18 protein-coding genes and 1 pseudogene are annotated in these 20,776 nt (G+C 72.1%); 10 read left to right on the top strand and 9 right to left on the bottom strand.

Annotated elements, in window-relative coordinates; genetic code table 11:
- Positions 1–13: 13 nt before the first annotated feature.
- The 4 genes from ASE25_RS16440 to ASE25_RS16425 all read left to right on the top strand — a co-directional run bounded on the left by ASE25_RS16440 (position 14) and on the right by ASE25_RS16425 (position 4,744).
- Entirely contained in the window at positions 14–844 is an 831-nt protein-coding gene (locus ASE25_RS16440; RefSeq protein ID WP_056826702.1) for a DUF72 domain-containing protein, read from the top strand.
- A 115-nt stretch (positions 845–959) separates the two neighbouring features.
- Positions 960–1,475: an OsmC family protein gene (locus tag ASE25_RS16435; protein ID WP_056826701.1), complete on the top strand. Its 516-nt coding sequence runs from the start codon at positions 960–962 to the stop codon at positions 1,473–1,475.
- A gap of 9 nt (positions 1,476–1,484) precedes the next feature.
- Positions 1,485–3,590 carry a phosphate acetyltransferase gene (gene pta / locus ASE25_RS16430; protein ID WP_056826700.1) on the top strand — a complete coding sequence of 702 codons (2,106 nt, stop codon included), beginning with the start codon at positions 1,485–1,487 and terminating at the stop codon, positions 3,588–3,590.
- Positions 3,587–4,744 carry an acetate/propionate family kinase gene (locus tag ASE25_RS16425; RefSeq protein WP_056777895.1) on the top strand — a complete coding sequence of 386 codons (1,158 nt, stop codon included), beginning with the start codon at positions 3,587–3,589 and terminating at the stop codon, positions 4,742–4,744. The genes pta and ASE25_RS16425 overlap by 4 nt, the downstream gene beginning before the upstream one ends.
- A gap of 54 nt (positions 4,745–4,798) precedes the next feature.
- Here ASE25_RS16425 and ASE25_RS16420 read toward each other — a convergent pair whose 3' ends face one another.
- Both ASE25_RS16420 and ASE25_RS22885 read right to left on the bottom strand, forming a co-directional pair.
- Positions 4,799–5,671, bottom strand: coding sequence for an SDR family oxidoreductase (locus tag ASE25_RS16420; protein ID WP_056826699.1), 873 nt, complete (start codon positions 5,669–5,671; stop codon positions 4,799–4,801).
- A 33-nt stretch (positions 5,672–5,704) separates the two neighbouring features.
- Positions 5,705–6,256 (bottom strand): hypothetical protein, encoded by a 552-nt coding sequence (locus ASE25_RS22885; protein WP_157623471.1) that lies wholly within the window; start codon positions 6,254–6,256, stop codon positions 5,705–5,707.
- Positions 6,257–6,394: 138 nt separating this feature from the next.
- On the opposite strand from ASE25_RS22885, the gene ASE25_RS16410 reads away from it, so the two are divergent.
- Positions 6,395–7,615, top strand: coding sequence for an AI-2E family transporter (locus tag ASE25_RS16410; RefSeq protein WP_235508718.1), 1,221 nt, complete (start codon positions 6,395–6,397; stop codon positions 7,613–7,615).
- A 308-nt stretch (positions 7,616–7,923) separates the two neighbouring features.
- On the opposite strand, the gene ASE25_RS16405 is transcribed toward ASE25_RS16410, so the two are convergent.
- From ASE25_RS16405 to glp, 5 genes are all read right to left on the bottom strand, one after another.
- The gene (locus tag ASE25_RS16405) at positions 7,924–9,030 is read right to left on the bottom strand and encodes a hypothetical protein (protein ID WP_056826698.1); all 1,107 of its coding nucleotides are present in this window, start codon (positions 9,028–9,030) and stop codon (positions 7,924–7,926) included.
- Positions 9,031–9,100: 70 nt separating this feature from the next.
- Positions 9,101–9,733, bottom strand: a complete 633-nt coding sequence (locus tag ASE25_RS16400; protein WP_056777884.1) for a GNAT family N-acetyltransferase — start codon at positions 9,731–9,733, stop codon at positions 9,101–9,103.
- A gap of 75 nt (positions 9,734–9,808) precedes the next feature.
- On the bottom strand, positions 9,809–10,303 hold the full coding sequence (locus tag ASE25_RS16395; protein ID WP_056826697.1) for a molybdenum cofactor biosynthesis protein B: 495 nt from the start codon (positions 10,301–10,303) through the stop codon (positions 9,809–9,811).
- Positions 10,296–10,721, bottom strand: coding sequence for a cyclic pyranopterin monophosphate synthase MoaC (gene moaC, locus ASE25_RS16390; protein WP_056778655.1), 426 nt, complete (start codon positions 10,719–10,721; stop codon positions 10,296–10,298). Before moaC ends, ASE25_RS16395 begins: the two co-directional genes overlap by 8 nt.
- A 149-nt stretch (positions 10,722–10,870) precedes the next feature.
- Positions 10,871–13,513 (bottom strand): gephyrin-like molybdotransferase Glp, encoded by a 2,643-nt coding sequence (gene glp, locus ASE25_RS16385; protein WP_056826696.1) that lies wholly within the window; start codon positions 13,511–13,513, stop codon positions 10,871–10,873.
- 59 nt (positions 13,514–13,572) lie between these two features.
- On the opposite strand from glp, the gene ASE25_RS16380 reads away from it, so the two are divergent.
- A complete protein-coding gene (locus ASE25_RS16380; RefSeq protein ID WP_056826889.1) occupies positions 13,573–14,187 on the top strand; it encodes a 5-formyltetrahydrofolate cyclo-ligase in 615 nt (204 codons plus the stop codon).
- A 91-nt stretch (positions 14,188–14,278) separates the two neighbouring features.
- Here the strand turns inward: ASE25_RS16380 and ASE25_RS16375 are convergent, their stop codons facing one another.
- Entirely contained in the window at positions 14,279–16,810 is a 2,532-nt protein-coding gene (locus ASE25_RS16375) for a penicillin acylase family protein (RefSeq protein ID WP_056826888.1), read from the bottom strand.
- Positions 16,811–17,038: 228 nt separating this feature from the next.
- On the opposite strand from ASE25_RS16375, the gene ASE25_RS16370 reads away from it, so the two are divergent.
- Both ASE25_RS16370 and ASE25_RS23820 read left to right on the top strand, forming a co-directional pair.
- Complete coding sequence (locus ASE25_RS16370) at positions 17,039–18,559, top strand: potassium/proton antiporter (RefSeq protein ID WP_082622929.1); 1,521 nt, start codon at positions 17,039–17,041, stop codon at positions 18,557–18,559.
- 45 nt (positions 18,560–18,604) lie between these two features.
- Positions 18,605–18,748: pseudogene (locus tag ASE25_RS23820) on the top strand (FmdB family zinc ribbon protein); the annotation flags it as partial.
- A gap of 14 nt (positions 18,749–18,762) precedes the next feature.
- Here the strand turns inward: ASE25_RS23820 and ASE25_RS23815 are convergent.
- Positions 18,763–18,984 carry a hypothetical protein gene (locus tag ASE25_RS23815; RefSeq protein ID WP_056826695.1) on the bottom strand — a complete coding sequence of 74 codons (222 nt, stop codon included), beginning with the start codon at positions 18,982–18,984 and terminating at the stop codon, positions 18,763–18,765.
- 83 nt (positions 18,985–19,067) lie between these two features.
- On the opposite strand from ASE25_RS23815, the gene ASE25_RS16360 reads away from it, so the two are divergent.
- Together ASE25_RS16360 and ASE25_RS16355 are read left to right on the top strand one after the other, a co-directional pair.
- Positions 19,068–19,946, top strand: a complete 879-nt coding sequence (locus ASE25_RS16360) for an S-methyl-5'-thioadenosine phosphorylase (protein ID WP_200959147.1) — start codon at positions 19,068–19,070, stop codon at positions 19,944–19,946.
- A complete protein-coding gene (locus tag ASE25_RS16355) occupies positions 19,946–20,647 on the top strand; it encodes an SAF domain-containing protein (protein WP_056826694.1) in 702 nt (233 codons plus the stop codon). The genes ASE25_RS16360 and ASE25_RS16355 overlap by 1 nt, the downstream gene beginning before the upstream one ends.
- The last annotated feature ends 129 nt before the right edge of the window (positions 20,648–20,776 follow it).

Below are 20,776 nucleotides of genomic sequence, written 5' to 3'. Positions count from 1 at the left end.
GTAAGGGACGGACATGCCCCACGCAAGGATCGGCGTCTCCGGCTGGCGCTACCCGTCGTGGCGCGGTGATTTCTACCCGAAGGGTCTTCCCCAGCGGCTCGAGCTGACGTATGCCGCCGAGCGGATGACGTCGATCGAGGTGAACGGCTCCTTCTACTCCCTCCAGCGTCCGAGCTCGTATGCCGCGTGGCGGGCTGCCGTGCCCGACGACGTCAACTTCGCGGTCAAGGGTGGGCGCTTCATCACTCACATGAAGGCGTTGCGCGACGTCGAGACCCCGCTGGCCAACTTCTTCGCGAGCGGGGTCCTCGCGCTCGGCCCCCAGCTCGGCCCGGTGCTGTGGCAGCTGCCGGCCCGCATCGAGTTCGACCCGAACCGCGTCCGGAGCTTCCTCCAGCTGCTGCCACGCTCGACGGGCGAGGCCGCGCGGCTGGCCGAGAAGCACGACGACAAGCTCAAGGAGGACCGCATCCTGACGACGTGCGAGGTCGACGTCCCGATGCGGCACGCCCTCGAGCCGCGTCACGACAGCTTCGACACCGAGGAGGCCCGGGCGCTCTGCGCTGAGTACGGCGTCGCCATGGTGATCGCCGACAGCGCAGGCACGTGGCCCGTCATGGACGACGCGACGAGCGACTTCCGCTACGTGCGGCTGCACGGCGAGACCGAGCTCTACGCCAGCGGCTACACGGACGAGTCCCTCGACCGGTGGGCGCGAACCTGCCACCACTGGATGGAGCAGGGGCACGACGTCCACCTCTACTTCGACAACGACGCGAGAGGTCACGCGCCGCACGACGCGGTGGGCCTCGTCCGGCGGCTCGGGCTGTCCACGGTCGCCTGAGCCGTGAACGTAGGTCGATGCGTCCGCGCGGAGACCACGCGGCATACGGTGTCGTCACGAGAGTCCTCGGACGACGGGAGACAGTCATGACCGAGCAGCACGCGGGTGAGGCGCCGTGAACCGCGACGAGCTCCGGGCCGCGCAGGAGCCCCTCAAGGCCCGCTACCGCGAGGACCCGTGCGCGGCCCTGCACCCGGTGTCGGCGAGCGCCGTCTTCGGCGAACCGGTCACGGTCGAGGTGCGCACCGCCGCCGGGGCGGTCCGCGCCGGGCTGCACCCGGCCGCGGGCGGCGACGGGTCCGATGCGTGCTCGGGCGACATGCTCATGGAGGCGCTCGTCGCGTGCGCCGGGGTGACGCTGCACGCCGTGTCGGTCGCGTTCGGCGTCGACCTGCGCGAGGTGGAGGTTCGGGCGGAGGCGACGTTCGACGCGCGCGGCACGCTCGGTGTCGACCGGACGGCACCGGTCGGGGTCCTCGGCCCGAGGGTCGTCGCCGAGGTCACGACGGACGCCGACGACACCACCCTGCAACGCCTCGCGACCGCCACGGAGCGCTACTGCGTCGTCGGCCAGTCGCTCCGGGAGCCACCGACGATCGAGGTGCGGCGCCGGGCGCCGCGGGACCGATAGGTTCGTCGCGTGAGCCGAAGCGTCTACGTCGCCTCGCCCGAGGGCCTGACGGGCAAGTCCGCCGTGGCCCTCGGCCTGCTCGACGCCCTGTTGCGCGAGGTCGGGTCGGTCGGTGTCTACCGCCCGCTGACGACCCTCGGGGGCACCGGTCCCGACGACGAGGTCGACCACATCGTCGAGATGCTCGTCAGCCAGCCCGGCGTCGAGCAGACCTACGAGGAGGCACTCGGAGTCACCTACGCCCAGGCGCACGACGACCCCGACGAGGCGCTGCACGTCATCGTCGAGCGGTTCGGCGCGCTGAGCGCGCGCTTCGAGGTCATCATCGTGCTCGGCTCCGACTACACCGACGTCTCGACGGGCACGGAGCTGTCCTTCAACGCGCGGGTGGCCGCCAACCTCGGCTCGGCCGTCGTGCTCGTCGTGCACGGCCGCGACCGCACGCCCGACCAGATCCGCGTCGCCGCCGACAGTGCCATCACCGAGCTGCGCGCCAACCACGCCCAGACCGTCGCCGTCGTCGCCAACCGCGTCGACCCGGCCGACCTCGACGAGGTGCGGGCCGTGCTCGGCACCCTGCCCTTCCCGGTCACCGCCGCGATCCCCGAGAACCCGCTCCTCTCCGCGCCGAGCTTCCGGGCTCTCGCCGACGCGATCGGGGCGCGGCTCGTCCTCGGCAGCGAGTCGTGGATGGACCGCGACAGTCTCGGGCTCGTCGTCGCGGCGATGAGCCTGCCCAACGTGCTCGCCCGGCTCGGCCCGGACGTCACCGTCATCGCGCCGAGCGACCGCACCGACCTCATCCCGGGCCTCCTGCTCGCCCACCAGTCCGGCACCTTCCCGACCCTGGCGGGGATCATCCTCACCGGCGGCTACCCGATCCCCGAGACGATCTCGCGCCTGTCGGCCGGCGTTCAGCAGGACCTGCCGATCGCCCTCACCGACGACGGCACCTTCCGCACGGCCGAGCGGCTCATGCAGGTGCGCGGGCCGATGACGAAGGGATCGCGCAACAAGATCGAGACGGCACGCCGGCTCTTCTCCGAGAGCGTCGACCAGGCCGCCCTGCTCACCGCCATCGACGTCTCGGCCTCCGAGGTGCGCACGCCGCTGATGTTCGAGTTCCAGCTCATGGAGCGGGCTCGCTCCGACCGCAAGCACATCGTGCTCCCCGAGAGCCAGGACGACCGCATCCTCGAGGCCGCTGACGTGCTGCTTCGACGAGGCGTCGCCGACCTGACGCTGCTCGGCGACGAGACGAAGGTGCGGGCCCGCGGGTCGGCGCTCGGGCTCGACCTCGACGCCGCGACCGTCGTCTCCCCCACCGACGCCGACCTCGTCGAGCGCTTCGCGCAGGAGTATGCCGTGGCGCGGGCCCACAAGGGCATGACCGTCGAGCGCGCCCGGGAGGTCGTCACCGACATCTCGTTCTTCGGCACGATGATGGTGCACCTCGGCCTCGCCGACGGCATGGTGTCCGGCGCCGTCAACACGACGGCGCACACGATCCGTCCGGCGCTCGAGTTCGTCAAGACCGCCGACGGGGTCAAGACGGTCTCGAGCGTCTTCCTCATGTGTCTCGCCGACCGGGTGCTCGTCTACGGCGACTGCGCGGTGATCCCCGACCCGACGGCCGAGCAGCTCGCCGACATCGCGATCTCCTCGGCGCAGACCGCGCAGCAGTTCGGGATCGAGCCGCGGGTCGCGATGCTCTCCTACTCGACCGGCACGAGCGGCTCCGGCGCCGAGGTCGAGAAGGTCCGTGCCGCAACGGAGCTCATCGCCCAGCGGGCACCGGATCTCGCGCTGGCCGGGCCGATCCAGTACGACGCCGCCATCGACCCCGTCGTGGGTCGGGCCAAGATGCCTGACTCCGACGTCGCCGGCCACGCCACGGTCTTCGTCTTCCCCGACCTCAACACCGGCAACAACACGTACAAGGCCGTGCAGCGCAGCGCGCACGCCGTCGCGGTGGGCCCGGTGCTCCAGGGTCTGCGCAAGCCGGTCAACGACCTCTCCCGCGGCGCCCTCGTCGACGACATCGTCAACACCGTCGCCATCACCGCCGTCCAGGCGCAGGGCGTCTCGACCGAGCAGCAGGGAGCCGGCCAGTGACGGAGTCCACCCACGACAGGCCCGTCCTCGTCCTCAACGCCGGCTCGTCATCGCTCAAGTACCAGCTCGTCGTGGCGGAGTCGGGCGAGGTCCGCGCCGGTGGGATCGTCGAGCGCATCGGCGAGGCGGGCAGCGACGTCACCGACCATTCGGCCGCGCTCGAGGCGATGACGACCCAGCTGCACGCCGACGGAGTCGACCTCGACGAGGTGCCGCTCCGCGCCGTCGGTCACCGCGTCGTCCACGGCGGCCCCGACTTCTCGGAGCCGGTCGTCATCGACGACGCCGTGCTCGACCGCATCAGGGCGCTGAGCGCCCTTGCGCCACTGCACAACCCGGCTGCCGTCATCGGCATCGAGGCCGCTCGGCAGCACTACGACGTGCCCCACGTCGCCGTCTTCGACACCGCCTTCTTCTCATCCCTTCCGGCCGCGGCGTCGACGTATGCGGTGCCCCGCGACCTCGCCGCGAAGCACTCCATCCGCCGCTACGGCTTCCACGGCACCTCGCACCAGTTCGTCGCGCAGGCGACGGCCGACCTGCTGGGTCGCCCCCTCGCTGATCTGCGCCAGGTGATCCTCCACCTCGGCAACGGGTGCTCGGCGTCCGCGGTGCGCGGTGGCCAGGCCGTCGAGACGTCGATGGGCCTGACCCCCCTGCAGGGTCTCGTCATGGGCACCCGCTCTGGCGACGTCGATCCCGGGCTCCACGCCTACCTCGCCCGAGAGGCAGGGATGACGCTCGGCGAGATCGACACGCTCCTCAACAAGAAGTCCGGGGTCCTCGGGCTGAGCGGTGTCAACGACTTCCGCGAGCTCGTGCAGCGAGTCGATGCCGGGGACGCGGATGCGCGTCTCGCGTTCGACGTCTTCGTCCACCGGCTCAAGCACTACGTCGGCGCCTACCTCGCGATCCTCGGCGGGGCCGACGTGCTCGTCTTCACGGCGGGCATCGGACAGCACAGCGCCCCTGTCCGGGCCGCGGTCGCCGACGGGCTCGCCGAGCTGGGCATCACGGTCGACGCGGACCTCAACGCGTCGGGCTCGAGCGCGGCACGCGTCATCTCTCCTGACGGGTCACGCGTCGTCGTCGCGGTCGTGCCGACCAACGAGGAGCTCGCCATCGCCCGACAGACGGCCGACCTCGTCGGCTGACCGCCCACCTCACGCCGGTTCGTGGTGATGTCGGCACCCCCGTGGATGCCGCGATCACCTCGACGGGCGCTGGGCCTCGAGGTACTCGCGCAGGGACGTGGGCCGGCGACCCGTCAGCCGCTCGACGTCGCCGCTGACGCCGTCGAGCTCACCCGCGGCCACGGCGGTGTACGTCGACACCCAGGCGTCCACCTGCCAGTCCGGGGCCCCGTAGACCGCGCGGGACGCGTACGCCTCCTCGACCGTCTCGTCGTGGAAGCGCACCTCGCGGCCCGTCACCTCGGTGATGACCTGCGCCATCTCGGCGAACGTCAGCGCCTCGGGCCCGGTCAGTGCGTACGTCGCGCCTACGTGCGACGTGGGGTCGAGCAGGACGGTGACCGCGACGCGTGCGATGTCGTCGTGCGCGACGACGGCAGCCCGGCCGTCGCCGGCGGGGCCGCGGACCACACCGTCCTCGCCGACCATGTGGTCCATGAACTCGAGGTAGAGGTTGTCGCGCAGGAACGTCCACGCCATGCCCGAGTCGCGGAGGTGCTGCTCCGTGGCCGCGTGGTCACGAGCCAGGGTGAACGTCGCATCCGGCGCTGCTCCGAAGAACGAGACGTAGACGACGTGTCCGACCCCGGCAGCCGCGGCGGCATCGACGAAGGCTCGGTGCTCGGCGAGCCGGTCCTCGTTCTCGGCCGCCGAGACCATGAAGAGGGTCTCGACCCCCTCGAGAGCCGCTCGGGCGGCGTCGGCGTCGCGGTAGCTGCACTGAGCCGCAACGGAACCCTGCAGTTCCGGCGCCCGACTGGCGTCACGGACGAGGAGCCGCTGGGCGACTCCACGGCCGGCGAGATCCTTGGCGACGAGCCCACCAAGCCACCCGGTCGAGCCGGTGACGGCGAGGGTCGGACGGGGACTGGTGGCGTCTGCGCTCATCCCCCGAGCGTACGCACGGGACCGGTGTCGACGTCAGGTCCGGCGCACGAGGCGCGACAGGTCGACACAGGCGACGCCGACCGCGTCCATGCGCCGCGTGATCGGCTCGCCCCCGTCACGGGGCACGACCAACGAGGCACGGCCTCCCCGCCGCAGCGCGTCGGCCACGTCGTCGCGAGCGACGGCGAGCGACTCCCAGTCCGCCAGCCAGTCGTCGACCGGGAGGTCGTCGGCTCTGGCGACCGGGTCGAGCCTGCGGACCTCGGCGACGAACGCGCGGATCGCCTCGTCCTGGGCCGCGATCGCCGCCGCCCTCACCGAGGCCGGTGACCCCACGTCGACGGGACTGGCCGCCAGGCCGGCCCGGAGCCGGGTGCAGCCGGCGTCGACGGCGGCGACCACGTCGGGTCGGTCGATGAGCTCGATCCGGTCGTGGTCGGCGTACGCCCAGAGCGCGAACCCGGCCAGGACGAGGAGGCCGAGCACGACCAGCGTCACGACGGTGACGGCGATGCCCACTCCCCTCGACGGGCGACGGCGCCCCGTCTCCCGCAGTGGGGGCATCCGCTCCCAGTACGTCGTCATGACGGCAGTGTCGCCGCCGTCAGGCGAGGACGACGGTCGGCGATGTGCACTGATGCCCGATCGTGACGACCGGCACGGGCTGTCCGATCAGCGGCGGGTGATGCACCGCGGGACGGCCACGCGGCATACGGTGTGGTCGTGACCGACAACCATGCCGAGCCCTCTGGCACGCCCTCCGACGCGACCGTGCCCGTCCGCACCCACGACGGCAGCGACACCCTGCAGGCCGATCCCCCCTTCGCCCCGGAACTGCCCGGCATCGAGGCCGCGGCCGTCCCGCCCGGCGTCCGGGTCGCGAGCGAGTGGGCGTGGCGCCTGCTGCTCATCGGCGCGGCCATCTACCTGCTGTCGCTCGCGGTGCGCTCGGTCTCCGAGATCGTCGTGCCGGTTGCGATCGCCATCCTCCTGACCGCGCTGCTGCGGCCCGTCGCGACCTGGCTGCACCACCGGATGAAGCCGGGGGCGGCCGCCGGCATCACGCTGCTCGGCACGATCCTGCTCATCGGGGCGCTCTTCACCCTCGTCGGGACCCAGTTCAGCAGCGGCTTCTCCGACCTGACGAGCCAGGTCGCCACCGGTCTCGAGCGCATCCGCGACTGGGTGCGCACGTCGTTCAACATCACCGACGCGCAGTTCGACGAGTACTTCAACACCATCCGCGACAAGGTGAGCGAGTCTGGCAACCTCGGCGACACCGCGACCTCGGTCGGGCTCACGGCGACGCACTTCATCGCGGGCCTGTTCATCGCCCTCTTCTCCCTCTTCTTCTTCCTCTACGAGGGCCCGCGCATCTGGAGCTGGATCGTGCGGCTCTTCCCGCGCGCAACCCGCCCCCGCGTCAACTCCTCGGGCATCATCGCCTGGCACCAGCTGTCGGCGTTCGTGCGCGCGACGATGATCGTGGCCTTCGTCGACGCGGTCGGCATCTCGGTCGGCGCCGCGATCCTCAAGGTCCCCTTCGCGTTCGCGATCGGCATCCTCGTCTTCATCCTGGCGTTCATCCCGATCGTCGGAGCGCTGCTCTCGGGGGCCGTCGCCGTGCTGCTCGCGCTCGTCGCGCACGGCCCGGGCGTCGCCCTCATCATGCTCGCCGTCGTCATCGGCGTGCAGCAGCTCGAGTCGCACGTGCTCCAGCCGTTCCTGCTCGGCAAGGCCGTCAGCGTCCACCCGCTCGCCGTCATCCTCGCCATCGCGACCGGCTCGATCATCGCCGGCATCGTCGGTGCGCTCGTCGCCGTCCCCTTCGCCGCGGTGCTCAACGCCGTGGGCAAGCACCTCTTCAGCGACGAGTCGGAGGGCGAGCTCGACCGGGAGATGGCAGCCTCGGCCGACGACGGCGGAGCCCCAGCCAACGCCTGACGGGCGCCGTATGCCGTCCCGGAACGACGGACGTCCGTGACCGATGGGGCCACTCGAACCCTCGAGTGGCCCCGCTTCCACCTGCGCACCACGCGCCCCGTCGCTGCGCCCTCCCCCTCGGGGCGGCGGCCATCCGAAGCGCGCCGTGGCGCGGTTTGGTGGTGGTCCGGGACCGGGCGCCATCAGAGAGTGCGCCATGGCGCCGTTGGGTGGTGGTCCGGGACCGGTTGCCACCCATGAGTGCGCCATGGCGCGGTTTCGTGGGGCGAGGTGATGCGTTCGAGCCAGGTGTGGCTGGAACGACGGTCCTACTGGGAGACGGCGCGGCGGGCGAAGAGGGCCCGGTCGTCGAGCTCCTCGGCCTCCTCGGCGAACTCAGGCGTGTCGAAGACGTCGGCCGGGATGCCGGACTCGGTGTAGCGCGGCTCGGCCTTGGCCTTGAGCGAGTAGGTCGGGCGCGGCACCGGAACAGGGCTCCAGCTGCCCTCGGCCGGCTGCTCGACGGCGGCCACGGCGACGGGCACCTCACCGGTGATCGGCGCCTGGACGTCGAAGACGCCGGGCTCGACGTGCTGGGCGACGACGGTCTGCGACTCGTGCGAGACCGCCACGACCTCCGACGGGGCCGCCGTGGCGGTGCTACGGATGACCTGCGTGTCGTCACTCGAGAGGAGCGGCACGCGGTGCTGCGCGTCGTAGGACCTGCTGTGGCGACGACCTCGCCGGCCACCTCGAGCGCGCTGGTCCCCCGCCTCCGAGCTGCTGCGCAGGCGGTCGGCCTGGGCCTCGGCCCGCAGCCACACGAGGACGGCGGCGACGGTGAGCACGGCGAACGGGATGGAGATCCACATGAGCACGTCGGTCACCGTCAGCACGACGGACACCGGCAGCCAGGCGACCGCGACGAGGAGCAGCGCCGCGCGAAGGCGGCGCTGTGCCAGCGGAACCCGCGCAGGGGCCGTGGGTCGAGCCGGCCTCCGGTCCGCGTGGCTCGTCGGTCGCGCTGACTCGGGCATGCGGTCCACCTCGGCGGAGTAGGGGGCGATGTCGTGGTCGTTCTGGCTCAGATCTGACGAGGAGCCCGATGCGTCAGTCGAGCTCGCAAGCACCCGCTCGTCGGATCGACGTGCGACGAGCGGAGAGTGGCGGCGTGACGTGCCGGCGGGGACGGCCCGCTTCACGTCGACGGTGGGACGGCCGGTGCTCGCGGGCTTGACGGCATACGAGTGCGGGCGCGGGGTGCTCAGTGCCGGAGTCGGCAGGGCCGGTCGCTTCTCGAGGACGCGCATGGCCTCGGAGAAGCCCTCGACCGACCGGGTCGCGGCGGCGTCCTCGCGGCGGCGGGCCCAGTGCTGCACGAGATAGGCAGCCCAGATCGCCACGATGACGACGAAGATGAGGCTGCTGACTGGCACGTGACCCACGGTAGGACGCGGTTCGGTAACGGCCCCGCACATTCGAGGCGTGTCGCGCAAGAGGCTGGTGTTACACCTGTGACAGGCGAGCCGTGAGAGTCGATCCGCACAGGTCCTCGGTCGTGACGGCGAAGGAGCGGTGGTCGCGCCACGCGCCGTCGATGTGGAGGAAGCGCTCGCGCACTCCCTCGTCACGCAGGCCGAGCCGCTCGACGACGCGCAGCGAGGGCACGTTGTCGAGCCGGATGTTGACCTCGACCCGGTGCAGCCCACCCGCGCCGAGCGCGTGGTCGACCGCCAGCGCGAGGGCGCGGGTCGCGATGCCCTGTCCGGTGACGGACTCGTCGAGCCAATAGCCGGCCGCACCCGACTGCTGCGCGGCGCGGACGATCCCGAAGAGGTGGACCTGACCCACGATGCGACCGCCGACCTCGATGCACCACGGCATGGCGCGGTCGGCGCGCGCCTCGGTGTCGAGGTCGCGGACGAACTGCCGGAACGAGACCGGGGTCCGCGCGGGCGAGCCCGGCGGGAGGGTCGGCTCCCACGGCTGGACGTATGCCGCGTTGTCGCGCCGCACGCGCTGCCAGTCACGCTCGTCGTCCAGGCGCAGGGGCCGCAGCACGATCGCGGGCTCGGACGAGGCATCACGCAGGACCACGGGCCAGCGGGCCTGACCGTCCCGGTGTGGGCGCCACGGCATCCTCATCCGACCGATCCCTGCGGGATCGGCCGACGTCGGATCACGGAGTGCCGCAAGCGGATCCGCGTCCTCACGTCAGTGGTCACTGCCGGGGATCTGGTCGAGGGCGTGGCCCAGGACCGGCTCGAGCACGTCGAGCGCGTCGGCAACGCCCCCGCGCGATCCGGGAAGGTTGGCGACGAAGGTGCGCCCGGCCAGGCCGACGAGACCGCGCGAGAGCATCGCCGTCGGGACCCCCTTGGCGACGCCGGCGGCACGGATCGCCTCGGCGACGCCGGGCACGAGCCGGTCGAGCATGGGTGCGGTCTGCTCGGGGGTCACGTCGGTCGGGGTGAGGCCGGTCCCTCCGGTCGTGATGACGAGCTCCGGTTCGCTCGCGAGGACCTCGCGGAGCGCCAGGCCGAACTCGTCGCCGTCGGCCACGACGACCGGATCGCCCACCTCGAAGCCCCAGGCGCGGAGCCGCTCGACGATGACCGGGCCGGACCTGTCGGCGTAGACGCCAGCCGCCGCTCGGGTCGAGGACGTGACGACGACGGCCCGGCGGCCCACGCCCGGACCCTCACTCATGCCAGTCTCCCGACCGGCCACCGGACTTCGCCGTGACGCGGACGTCGGTGATCCGGCCGTGCTTGTCGACGGCCTTGACCATGTCGATGAGGGCGAGCGCGGCGACCGACACCGCGGTCAGCGCCTCCATCTCGATGCCCGTCCGGTCGGCGGTGCGCACCGTCGCCGTGATGTCGGCGCCGTCGTCGGCAACGGTCACGTCGACCTCGACGCCGTGCACGGCGATCGGGTGCGCGAGCGGGATGAGCTCGGGTGTGCGCTTGACGGCCTGGATGCCGGCGATGCGGGCGACCGCCAGGGCGTCGCCCTTGGGGACGTTCCCCGAGCGCAACGCCGCGACGGCGTCGGCGCTGAGCAGGACGCGTCCCGCCGCGCTGGCCTCGCGGGCGGTCACGGCCTTGGCCGACACGTCGACCATGTGGGCACTGCCGTCGGCGCGCACGTGGGTGAGGCCCGGCGCCTCGGCAGTCGCCGCGGCTTCTGCCGGGGAGGCCTCGGCCCCGCCCTGCTCCGGGGGCGTCACCCACGGGTCGCTCGGATCTGGCTGTGCCTCCGGTCGGTCGCTCATCACGCCTCCTTGTCGAGGACGAGGACGTCGACGACCTCACCGGCGACGAGCTCGGTGACGTCCTCGGGCACGACGAAGAGGGCGTTGGCCCGGGAGAGGTCGGCGACGAAGTGCGAGCCCTGCCCTGCCACGGGGACGGCGACGAGCGTGCCTTCCGCCGACCGCGACACGACGGCACGACCGAACTGGCGCCGCCCGCCGAAGGACTCGACGCCGGAGATGAGCGTGGCCGGCCGCAACCGGCGCTTCTCGGGGGTCAGGCGCATGAGCCGGCGCAGCGCCGGGCGCACGAAGACCTCGAACGACACGAACGACGACACCGGGTTGCCGGGCAGGGCGAAGAGCGGCACCTGCTTGCCACCCGGCCCGGTCAGCAGCCCGTAGCCCTGCGGCTTGCCGGGCTGCATCGCGACCTTGACGAAGTCGATGCCCTCGCCGCGCAGGGCGCTCTTGACGACGTCGTAGGCGCCCATCGAGACTCCGCCGCTCGTGATGACGACGTCGGCCTCGGCGACGACCTCGTCGAGCACGGCGAGCAGCTCCTCGTCGGAGTCGCCGACCGCCGCCCGGATCTCGGCCGACGCCCCGGCGCCGATGGCGGCCGCCCAGAGCATGGAGGAGTTGGAGTCGTGGATCTGACCGGGCTGCAAGGGTTTTCCGGGCTCGACGAGCTCGGCGCCGGTCGACAGCACGACGACGTGCGGCCGGCGGTGGACCTCGACCTCGGCATGACCGCAGGCCGCGAGCAGCGCGATGGTGCGGGCGCCGACGACCTCGCCCGCCGAGACGATGACCTCGCCGGACGACACGTCCTCGCCCTGCGGACGGATGAAGCGACCCGGCGGGACCGCCACGCGGCACTCCACGTCGCCCGTTGCGGCCGCGTCGGTGTCCTCGACGGCGATGACGGCGTCGGCACCCTCGGGGATCGGGGCGCCCGTCATGATCCTGGCCGCCTCCCCCACGCCCACCGAGAAGGTCGGGTCGGCACCCGCGGCGACCTCGCCGACGATGCGCAGCCGCACCGGGGACTCACCGGCGGACGCGAGCGACTCGGCGCGGACGGCATACCCGTCCATCGACGAGTTGTCGAAGTGCGGCAGGTTGACCTTGGCCCGGACGTCGCGGGCCACGACGAGGCCGAGGGCCTCGGTGAGCGGCGTCCACTCGGTCGGGGACGGCTCGAGCGTCGAGAGGATGGCCTTGAGGTGCTCGTCGACCGTACGCACGTCGCCGGGTGTCGTGACGGGCGCCGGCGTCGGCGTCGGCAGCTCGCCGAGCACGGCGTCGTCGAGGACCCGGCGGTAGCCGTCGATGAGCACCTCGCCGACGCAACGGACGTTGCGGCCGAAGACGGGGTCACCGATGACGCGCAGGCTCGTGCAGTCGCGCATCGAGGGCACCCCCTTGGGGAAGCGCTGCTCGAAGCCCGACACGAAGCGGTAGGCCGAGTCGAGGTCGACGTAGGGCTCGGGCCCGTCGACGGTCGCGACGACGTGGTAGCCCTCGTCGAGGGTGAAGAAGTCGGACCGGATGACGAGCAGGTCGTTCGTCGTCTTGACCGGACGGAAGCGGGTGCGCGGCACGAGGATCGCCTCCGAGCCCTCGAACACCTCGATCGCCGTGCCCATCGCCGACTCCATCTGGATGACCTCGGGCGAGCCCGGGTCGGCGGGGTCGACGTTCTTGTGGTTGACGATGATCGGCAGGCCGAGGACGCCCTGCTTGGCCGTCATCCGCTCGCGCAGGACCTCGAGGTTGATCCACACGTTGTTGGCGTTGAAGGTGTTGTGCCGCTTGATGTCGCGGAAGTAGCGCTCCTCCCCCTCGGCCACCATCGCCGTGTCGCGCAGCACGATCCGGCCGTCGGACTTGCGCACCGCGAGGTGGCCGCCCTTGCGGTCGCTCTTCGTGCGCTTGCACACCTCGGCGACGTAGGGCAGGCCGTGCTCGACCATCCACGCCGCGACGTCGGGGTCGCACGTCGCGCCGAGGTTGTCGGAGTTGGAGAGGAACGCGTAGCGGATCCCCTTCTCCAGCAGGGAGTCGAGCACGCCGGACGTGACGAGCGAGACGTAGATGTCGCCGTGGCCCGGCGGGCACCACTCGAGCTCGGGGTCGTCGGGCCACTGCACCGGCATGAGGTCGTCGGGGCGCAGCTTGGGCTCGGCGTTCTGGATGAAGTCGAGCGGCAGCCCGTCGACCGGCAGGTCGGGGTACTTCGCGAGGATCTTGAGCGACTCCTCCGAGGTGCGGAAGGAGTTCATGAGCACGAGCGGGAGCTCGACGCCCCAGCGCTCACGCAGGGCCAGCACTTGCAGGGCGATGATGTCGAGGAAGGTCAGGCCGTCCTTGACCTCGAGCGCGGACTTGGCGCCGGTCATGCCCATCCCGGTGCCGAGGCCGCCGTTGAGCTTGATGACGGCGGTGCGCGACAGCGCCTCGCGCGCCTCCTCGTCGGACACCTGGACCTCACGGAGGGTCTGCACCTCGCCGAGGGGCTCGATCGACTCCTCGGGGATCGTGCCGAGCGCCCCGGCCTGCAGCTGCTCGTAGTAGTGCTCGAACACCCTGATCGCCTCAGGACCGAGGCCCCGGTCGCGCATCAGTGCGACGGACGCGTGGAGCCCCTGGTCACTCATGGGCATCACCTTACGATGGGCCGCATGTGCGTCACCCGAGTGCGCGGAATGTGCTCCCCGTGAGCGGCCTGGGCAAGCGTGACCTGCGTCACGCCGCGCGGGCCCGGCGGCGCGAGATCGCGTCGCGCCTGACCCGGGACGAGCGTGACGCCGCCGCGGCGGCGATCGCCGGGGCGGTGCTCCGTTTCGTGCCCGACCCGTCCCGGGTGGCGGTCTACGAGTCCCTCCCGGACGAGCCGCCGACCGGCCGCCTCGTCGAGGCGCTCCTCGCGGCCGGCCACGAGGTCATCGTGCCCGTCGTGCAGGGCGACTTCTCGCTCGAGTGGAGGTATGCCGTCCCGGGCGCCTCGGGCGACGACGCGACCGTGCGCCGCCCCGGCCACGGCGGCCACGCACCGGACGCCGACGAGCGACAGGGCTGGCTCGGCACCGACGCCCTCGCCAGGTGCGACCTCGTCGTCACACCCGGGCTCTCCGTCGACGAGCACGGCACGCGCCTCGGCCAGGGCGGCGGCTGCTACGACCGGGCCCTGCTCCACCGCGACCCGGCCACACCCGTCGTGACCCTGCTCCACGAAGGCGAGCAGAGCGACACCGACCTGCCGGCCGACGCGCACGACCTACCGGTCGACGGCTACGTCACGACGACCGGACGCGTCGTGCGGCTTCGCTGAGGCGCGCACGTCGCCGAGCCGACCGCGAGACCCGAGCCCACCGCATACGCCATCGGGGGCCGAGGCGCAGCCGCGCGGGTGACGCGGCGGCCTACGGGTTCGACGTCGGCGTCGGCGGCACGAGCGTCAGCTCGTCGTCGGTGGCCTCGCGCACCGCGGTCGGGCTGAACGGCCACACGAAGGTCTCGTTGGCCACCCAGGCGTCGACCTGGTCGGAGTAGTGGTCGTCGTAGGCGTGCCCCGACTGGCCGGTCGAGTTGACCCAGCGCGACGCGTCGAGGTTGCCGAGGTCGACGACCATGCGCATCGACGGGCCGCTCGTGACGTCGTAGCCGGGCTTCGAGGCGTTCCACGCGTTGGCGTTGACGATGGAGTTGCCACCGCCGAGCTCGATGTCGTCGCGGTTGAAGAGGTTCTGGACGAGCTCGGGCACGCCGTCGGCGCCCATGACCTGGTGCGTCAGGTCGAGCGAGTGCAGGCGTCCCCAGCGCCACGTCGCGGGCACCTTGCCGAGCTCGCGGGCGAGGTCGAGGCGGGCCTCGACGAGCGCGCGCTTGAGGATCTCGCCGGAGCCCTCGGTGACGCCGGGCGTCGTCTTGTCGTCCCACCAGTCGTTCTTGGGGTCCTTGAGCAGCTGCTCCATGACGACCATCCACCGGCTGCCGCCGTCGGGCGCGATGTCGGGCGGGAGCTCGTCGAAGGTGTATTCGAGCAGGTGCTTCCACACGGCGTTGTAGTACGCCGCCGAGGCCGCGTCGCGCGTCTTGTCGTTGGGCTGGTTGCCGTCCCAGTCGCGCAGCAGTCGCTGGGCCTGCGCGGTGAAGTCGTCGACCTGCACCGCGAGGAGTCGCTCGACGAGGCCCGGCGCGTACGTGTTGCGGGTGTCGCCCTGGATCTGCGACATCGTCTCGGGCGAGACCTTGGGGGTCGCGGCGAGCAGGGTGCGGATGCGCTGCGCCCGGAAGCCGTAGTCCCACTCCGAGGTGAGGAACGGCGTCGGGCTCGCGGTGACGGCCTGGTTGGCCGTGACGATGAAGCCCTCGGCGGGGTCGAAGGTGTTGGGCATGTCGTCGAAGGGCACGTAGCCCTTCCAGTCCCACTGCGAGTCCCAGCCGGGCGACGGCCAGAAGCCGGGGGGCGCGCCGGGCGTCGCCGAGCGTCGCACCGGGATCTTGCCGGGAGCCTGGTAGCCGATGTGGCCGGCCGTGTCGGCGTAGACGAGGTTCTGCGACGGCACCGAGAAGAGGGCCGCGGCCTTGCGGAAGTCCGACCAGTTCGTGGCCCGGTTGAGGGCGAAGATCGCGTCGGCCGTCGTGCCCGGGGTCAGCGCCGTCCACGCGAGCGACACGGCATACCGGTTGGACTGGGGAGCGCCGCGCACGACGCTGCGGTCGCCGGCCGCGTCGATGGCCGGGACGACGTCGGACATGATCGGGCCGTGCACCGTCGAGCGCACGGTCAGCGGCACGTCGGCGCCGCCGGCGACCTTGATGACCTCCTGGCGCGTCTCGAGCGGCTTGGTCAGCCCGTCACGGAGGTAGCCGTCGCCCGAGACCTGCTCGAGGTAGAAGTCCGTGACGTCGGGGCCGAGGTTCGTCATGCCCCAGGCGACCTTGTCGTTGTGGCCGATGACGACGCCGGGCAGGCCCGAGAAGGTGAAGCCCGACACCTGGAAGGGGCACGCCGCGCTCAGGGTGCGGCACTGGAGGTTGACCTGACCCCAGATGCCGGGGATCGACAGGGCGAGGTGCGGGTCGTTGGCGAGCAGGGGCTTGCCCGTCGTCGTGCGCGAGCCCGAGACGACCCACGAGTTCGAGCCGATGCCGTCGCCGCGGCCGAGGCTCGACGGGACCGCGTTGACCGACGCCAGCGCCGAGTCGATGGCGGCGTTGCCGTCCTCGGAGCGCATGGCCGTGAGGGCCGCGGGCGCCGGGCTCGCCGCCTGGTCGCTCGCCGACGCCGGCTGCCAGTCCTGCTCCGAGAGGATCGGCTGGTTGCGGTCGACGGGGTAGGGCGGGTAGAGCAGGTTGATCTGCTTGAGGGAGCGCGTCGTGCGCGACAGGCGGGCCCGGGCGAGCTCGTCGTTGTAGTCGCCCCGCAGGTCCCACGCCATCGCCTTGAGCCACGAGAGCGAGTCGACGGGCGTCCACGGCTCGACCCGGTAGCCGGGGTTGCGGCGGGCGAGCACGGTGTACTCGAGCGACATCTTCTCGGGCGTCTCGGCCTTCTTGATGTACGCGTTGACGCCGTCGGCGTACGCCTGGAGGTACTGCCGCGTCTCGGGCGCGAGCTTGGGCAGCTCCTGCTCCGCGATGCGGCGCCAGCCCATCGTGCGGATGACCTTGTCCTTGTCGAGGCCGGCGCTGCCGACGAGCTCGGAGAGGCGGCCGGCCGTGACGTGGCGACGCAGGTCCATCTCGAAGAAGCGGTCCTGGGCGCTGACGAAGCCCTGCGCCCGGAAGAGGTCGCTCGCGTTGTCGGCGTAGATCGTGGGGACGCCCTGGGCGTCGCGGTGCACCGACACCGAGCTCGTCAGGCCCTCGATCTCGAGCTGGCCCGAGGTCTCCGGGAACGACTGCCGCACCACCCCGATCGCCAGGATCCCGACCCCGACCACCGCCATGACGACGAGGACGGCGACGAGCAGGACGATCCGACGGGCGCGCTTCAACCGTGACACGCGACGAGCCTAGGCCACCGCGGACGGTGCAGCTCGCAGCCCGCGGGGCGCCGCGCGACATCGTTGCCGAACCGACGACAAACGCTCCCGACCCGTGCGCGACGCCCGCGGACCACTCCACGGGCGCGGCCGCCGGGATGGTTGGATTGGCCCACACCTGAGGAGCTGCCGTTGACCGCACTCGCGAGCATCACGTCGTCGACCATGGACCTCGACGACCTGACGCGCGTGCTCCTGATCGGGTCGCTCGTGCTCCTCGTGGCCGTCGCGGCCGTGCGCCTGTCGGTCCGCTCGGGCCTGCCGTCGCTGCTCATCTACCTCGGGATCGGCCTCGCCCTCGGCAACGCCGGCGCCGGCATCCAGTTCGACGACGCGTCGATCACCCGCGTGCTCGGCTACGCCGCCCTCGTGCTCATCCTCGCCGAGGGCGGCCTGACGACGTCGTGGTCCAACATCAAGGACTCGGTGGCCCCCGCCGCGGTGCTCTCGACGGTCGGGGTCGTCGTGTCGGTGCTCGTCGTCGCGGTGGCCGCGCACGCCTTCCTCCCGCTGTCGTGGACGATCTCGCTCCTCATCGGCGCCATCGTCAGCTCGACCGACGCCGCCGCGGTCTTCGCGGTGCTGCGCAACGTGCCGCTGCCCAAGCGCCTCTCGGGGATGCTCGAGGCGGAGTCGGGCTTCAACGACGCGCCCGTCGTCATCCTCGTCGTCGCCTTCTCCGCCCAGGGGGTGCCGGGCGGATCCGCCGACCCGTGGTGGGTGCTGCTCCTGCACGCGGCGCTGGAGCTCGCCGGCGGCGCGCTCGTCGGGGGCGCCGTGGGCTGGCTCGGTGGACAGCTGCTGCACCGCGTCGCGGGCGCGTCGTCCGCCCTCTTCTCCATCGGCGTCGTCGCGCTCACCGTCCTCGCGTATGCCGTCGGCGCGGCCCTGCACGTCTCCGGCTTCCTCGCCACCTACCTCTCGGCCCTCGTGCTCGGCAACATGGGCCTGCCCAACCGGGTGGCGTTCCAGAGCTTCGCCAACGCGCTCGGCTGGATCGCGCAGATCGGGCTCTTCGTGCTGCTCGGCCTGCTCGCGGACCCGAGGCGCCTCGACGAGCAGCTCGTCCCGGCGATCACCATCGGCCTCGCCCTGCTCCTCGTGGCCCGTCCCCTGTCGGTCTTCGCATCGGTCTCGTGGTTCAAGGTGCCCTGGCGCGACCAGGTCTTCCTGTCGTGGGCGGGGCTGCGCGGCGCCGTGCCCGTCGTCCTCGCCACGGTGCCGCTCGTCGTCGGGACGCCCGACACGAAGTGGATCTTCGACCTCGTCTTCATGCTCGTCGTCATCTTCACCATCGTGCAGGCGCCGACGCTGCCGTGGGTGGCCAAGCGGCTGGGGCTCACCGAGCACGTGCACTCCGTCGACGTCGACCTCGAGTCGACCTCCCTCATGGAGATCAGCGCCGACGTCATCCAGGTGACCGTCGGGGCCGAGTCACGGCTGCACGGGGTCGCCGTCTTCGAGCTGCGCCTGCCCAAGGGCGCCAACGTGACGCTCGTCGTGCGAGGCGGCGAGGGGTTCGTGCCCGAGCGGCACACGACGATCCGGCACGGGGACCAGCTGCTCGTCGTCACGACCTCGAAGGTCAAGCAGCGCACCGAGCGCCGCATCCGCGAGATCAGCCGGGGCGGGCGCCTCGCCGGCTGGCCGTAGACTGACCCTCGGTCATCTTCCGCTCCCGACGTCCGAGGTTCACCTGTGCCCACCTACTCCTACGCGTGCCAAGAGTGCGGCCACGCCTTCGACATCCGCCAGTCGTTCACCGACGACTCCCTGACGGTGTGCCCGGAGTGCGGCGAGCCGCGCCTGCGCAAGGTGATCCACCCGGTCGGCATCGCGTTCAAGGGCTCGGGCTTCTACAAGACCGACTCGCGCGCCGCGTCCAAGAGCGCCTCGACCCCGGCGGCTTCCGACGGCGCGGGCTCGGGTGACACGAAGAAGAAGGACGGCGGATCGTCGTCCACCTCGACGTCCTCCGAGTCGTCGAGCGGCTCGAGCACGTCGACGCCGTCGAAGACCGCGTCCACGTCCTCGGGGTCGTCGTCGTCCGGGTCGTCGTCGCCCGGGTCGTCGTCCACAGCCGGCTGAGCCCGGGGGACGTTGTCCCCACCCGAGGGCGTATGCCGTCCGGCCGGCCCGGTGCCCGCCCTAGGCTCCTCGCATGACGACTGAGCAGACGACCGTGTCCGACCCCGCCGTCCCGGGAGTTCCCGCTCCGGGTCCGCGCGCCGAGATCGGTGTCATCGGTGGGTCCGGCCTCTACGAGTTCCTCGACGACTACGAGACCGTCGACGTCGAGACCCCGTTCGGGCGCCCGAGCGACCCACTCGTCATCGGTGAGGTCGAGGGCCGCAGCGTCGCCTTCGTCGCGCGGCACGGCAAGGGCCATCGCTTCGCGCCGCACCGCGTCAACTACCGCGCGAACCTCTGGGCCCTGCGCGCGGCCGGCGTCCGCCAGATCCTCTCCCCCTGCGCCGTCGGCTCGCTCAAGCCCGAGCACGGGCCGGGCACCATCGTCGTGCCCGACCAGGTCGTCGACCGCACGTGGGGGCGAGCCCACACCATCTACGAGACCGAGGGTCCCGTCGTCCACGTCGGTTTCGCCGATCCCTACTGCCCCAACGGCCGTCAGGTCGCGGTGGCCGCGGCCCGGCTCTCGGAGCTCGAGGTCGTGACGGACGGGACCCTCGTGGTCGTCAACGGGCCACGGTTCTCCTCCCGCGCCGAGTCGCTCATGCACCAGCAGGCCGGCTTCGGCATCGTCGGCATGACGACGATGCCCGAAGCGGCCCTGGCCCGCGAGCTCGCCATGTGCTTCACGACGATCGCCATGGTCACCGACCACGACGCCGGCGTCGAGGGTGGCGACGCCGTCACGCACGACGAGGTCCTGCGCGTCTTCGCGACCAACGTCGAGCACCTCACCTCGATCCTGCGCGACGCCATCGGCCAGATGCCCGCGCACGAGCCCGACGAGACGGCCACCTGCCCGTGCCGACGCAGCCTCGACGGTCTCGAGCTGCCCTTCCCGCTCCCCTGATGACGGCCGGCGTGCGCTCGGGCTCCCGCTGGCGTCGCGAGGGCCGGCGGGCGGCGTGGCCCGACGGTCCGCGCCGACGCCGGGCCAGGCGCGCGCGCTGGCGGCGGTGGGCCGCGGCGGGGCTCGCCGCCCTGGCCGTGCTCGTGACGGTCGCCGCCCTGCGCCCGGCGCCGGCCGGAGGCGCGGGCGTGCCGACGGTCGTCATGGCCCGGGACGTCGCGGCCGGACAGACGATCGGCGCCGACGACGTCACCGTCTCGGTCCGACCTGGTGGTCAGCGACCCGTGACAGCTCTGTCGACGGTCCAAGCCGTGGTGGGTCGCGTCGCCGCCGCTCCCCTGGTCGTCCACGAGGTCGTGACGCCCGAGCGCCTCGTCGGCCGCGACCTGCTGGCCGGCCAGCCCGACGATCAAGTGGCCCTCAGCGTCCCCGTCCTCGACGCCGCCTCGGTCGGGGCGCGGCCGGGTGACCACGTCGACCTCTACGCCACCGGCTCCGGCACCCGGGCCGCGACCGATGTCGTCGTCCTCGCGGTCCGCGCGGCCGAGGAGTCGACCGGTCTCGGGGCGGGGGCGCCGGCCCGTGTGACCCTCGCGCTCGACCCGACGCAGGCCGCCGAGGTGACGCGCGGTCTCAGCGCGCTCCAAGCCGGCCAGAGTCTGGTCGTCGCCGTCCGGCACGGGTCCGGGGCTGCGCAGTAGGCTCGGCATGCCCGGAGAGTCCGCCTCACACGTCACTCTCGTCGCAGCGTCGCACACGGGTCACAGGCCCAGCAGACAGCAGGACCCACAGGGACGGGTCGCAAACAACCCCCGTGGCATCGAGATCAC

It is taken from the genome of Terrabacter sp. Root85 (assembly GCF_001429185.1).
Classification (GTDB): domain Bacteria; phylum Actinomycetota; class Actinomycetes; order Actinomycetales; family Dermatophilaceae; genus Terrabacter.
The sequence above is the reverse complement of the archived record's forward strand: the minus strand, read 5'-3'. Positions and strand labels throughout refer to the sequence as shown.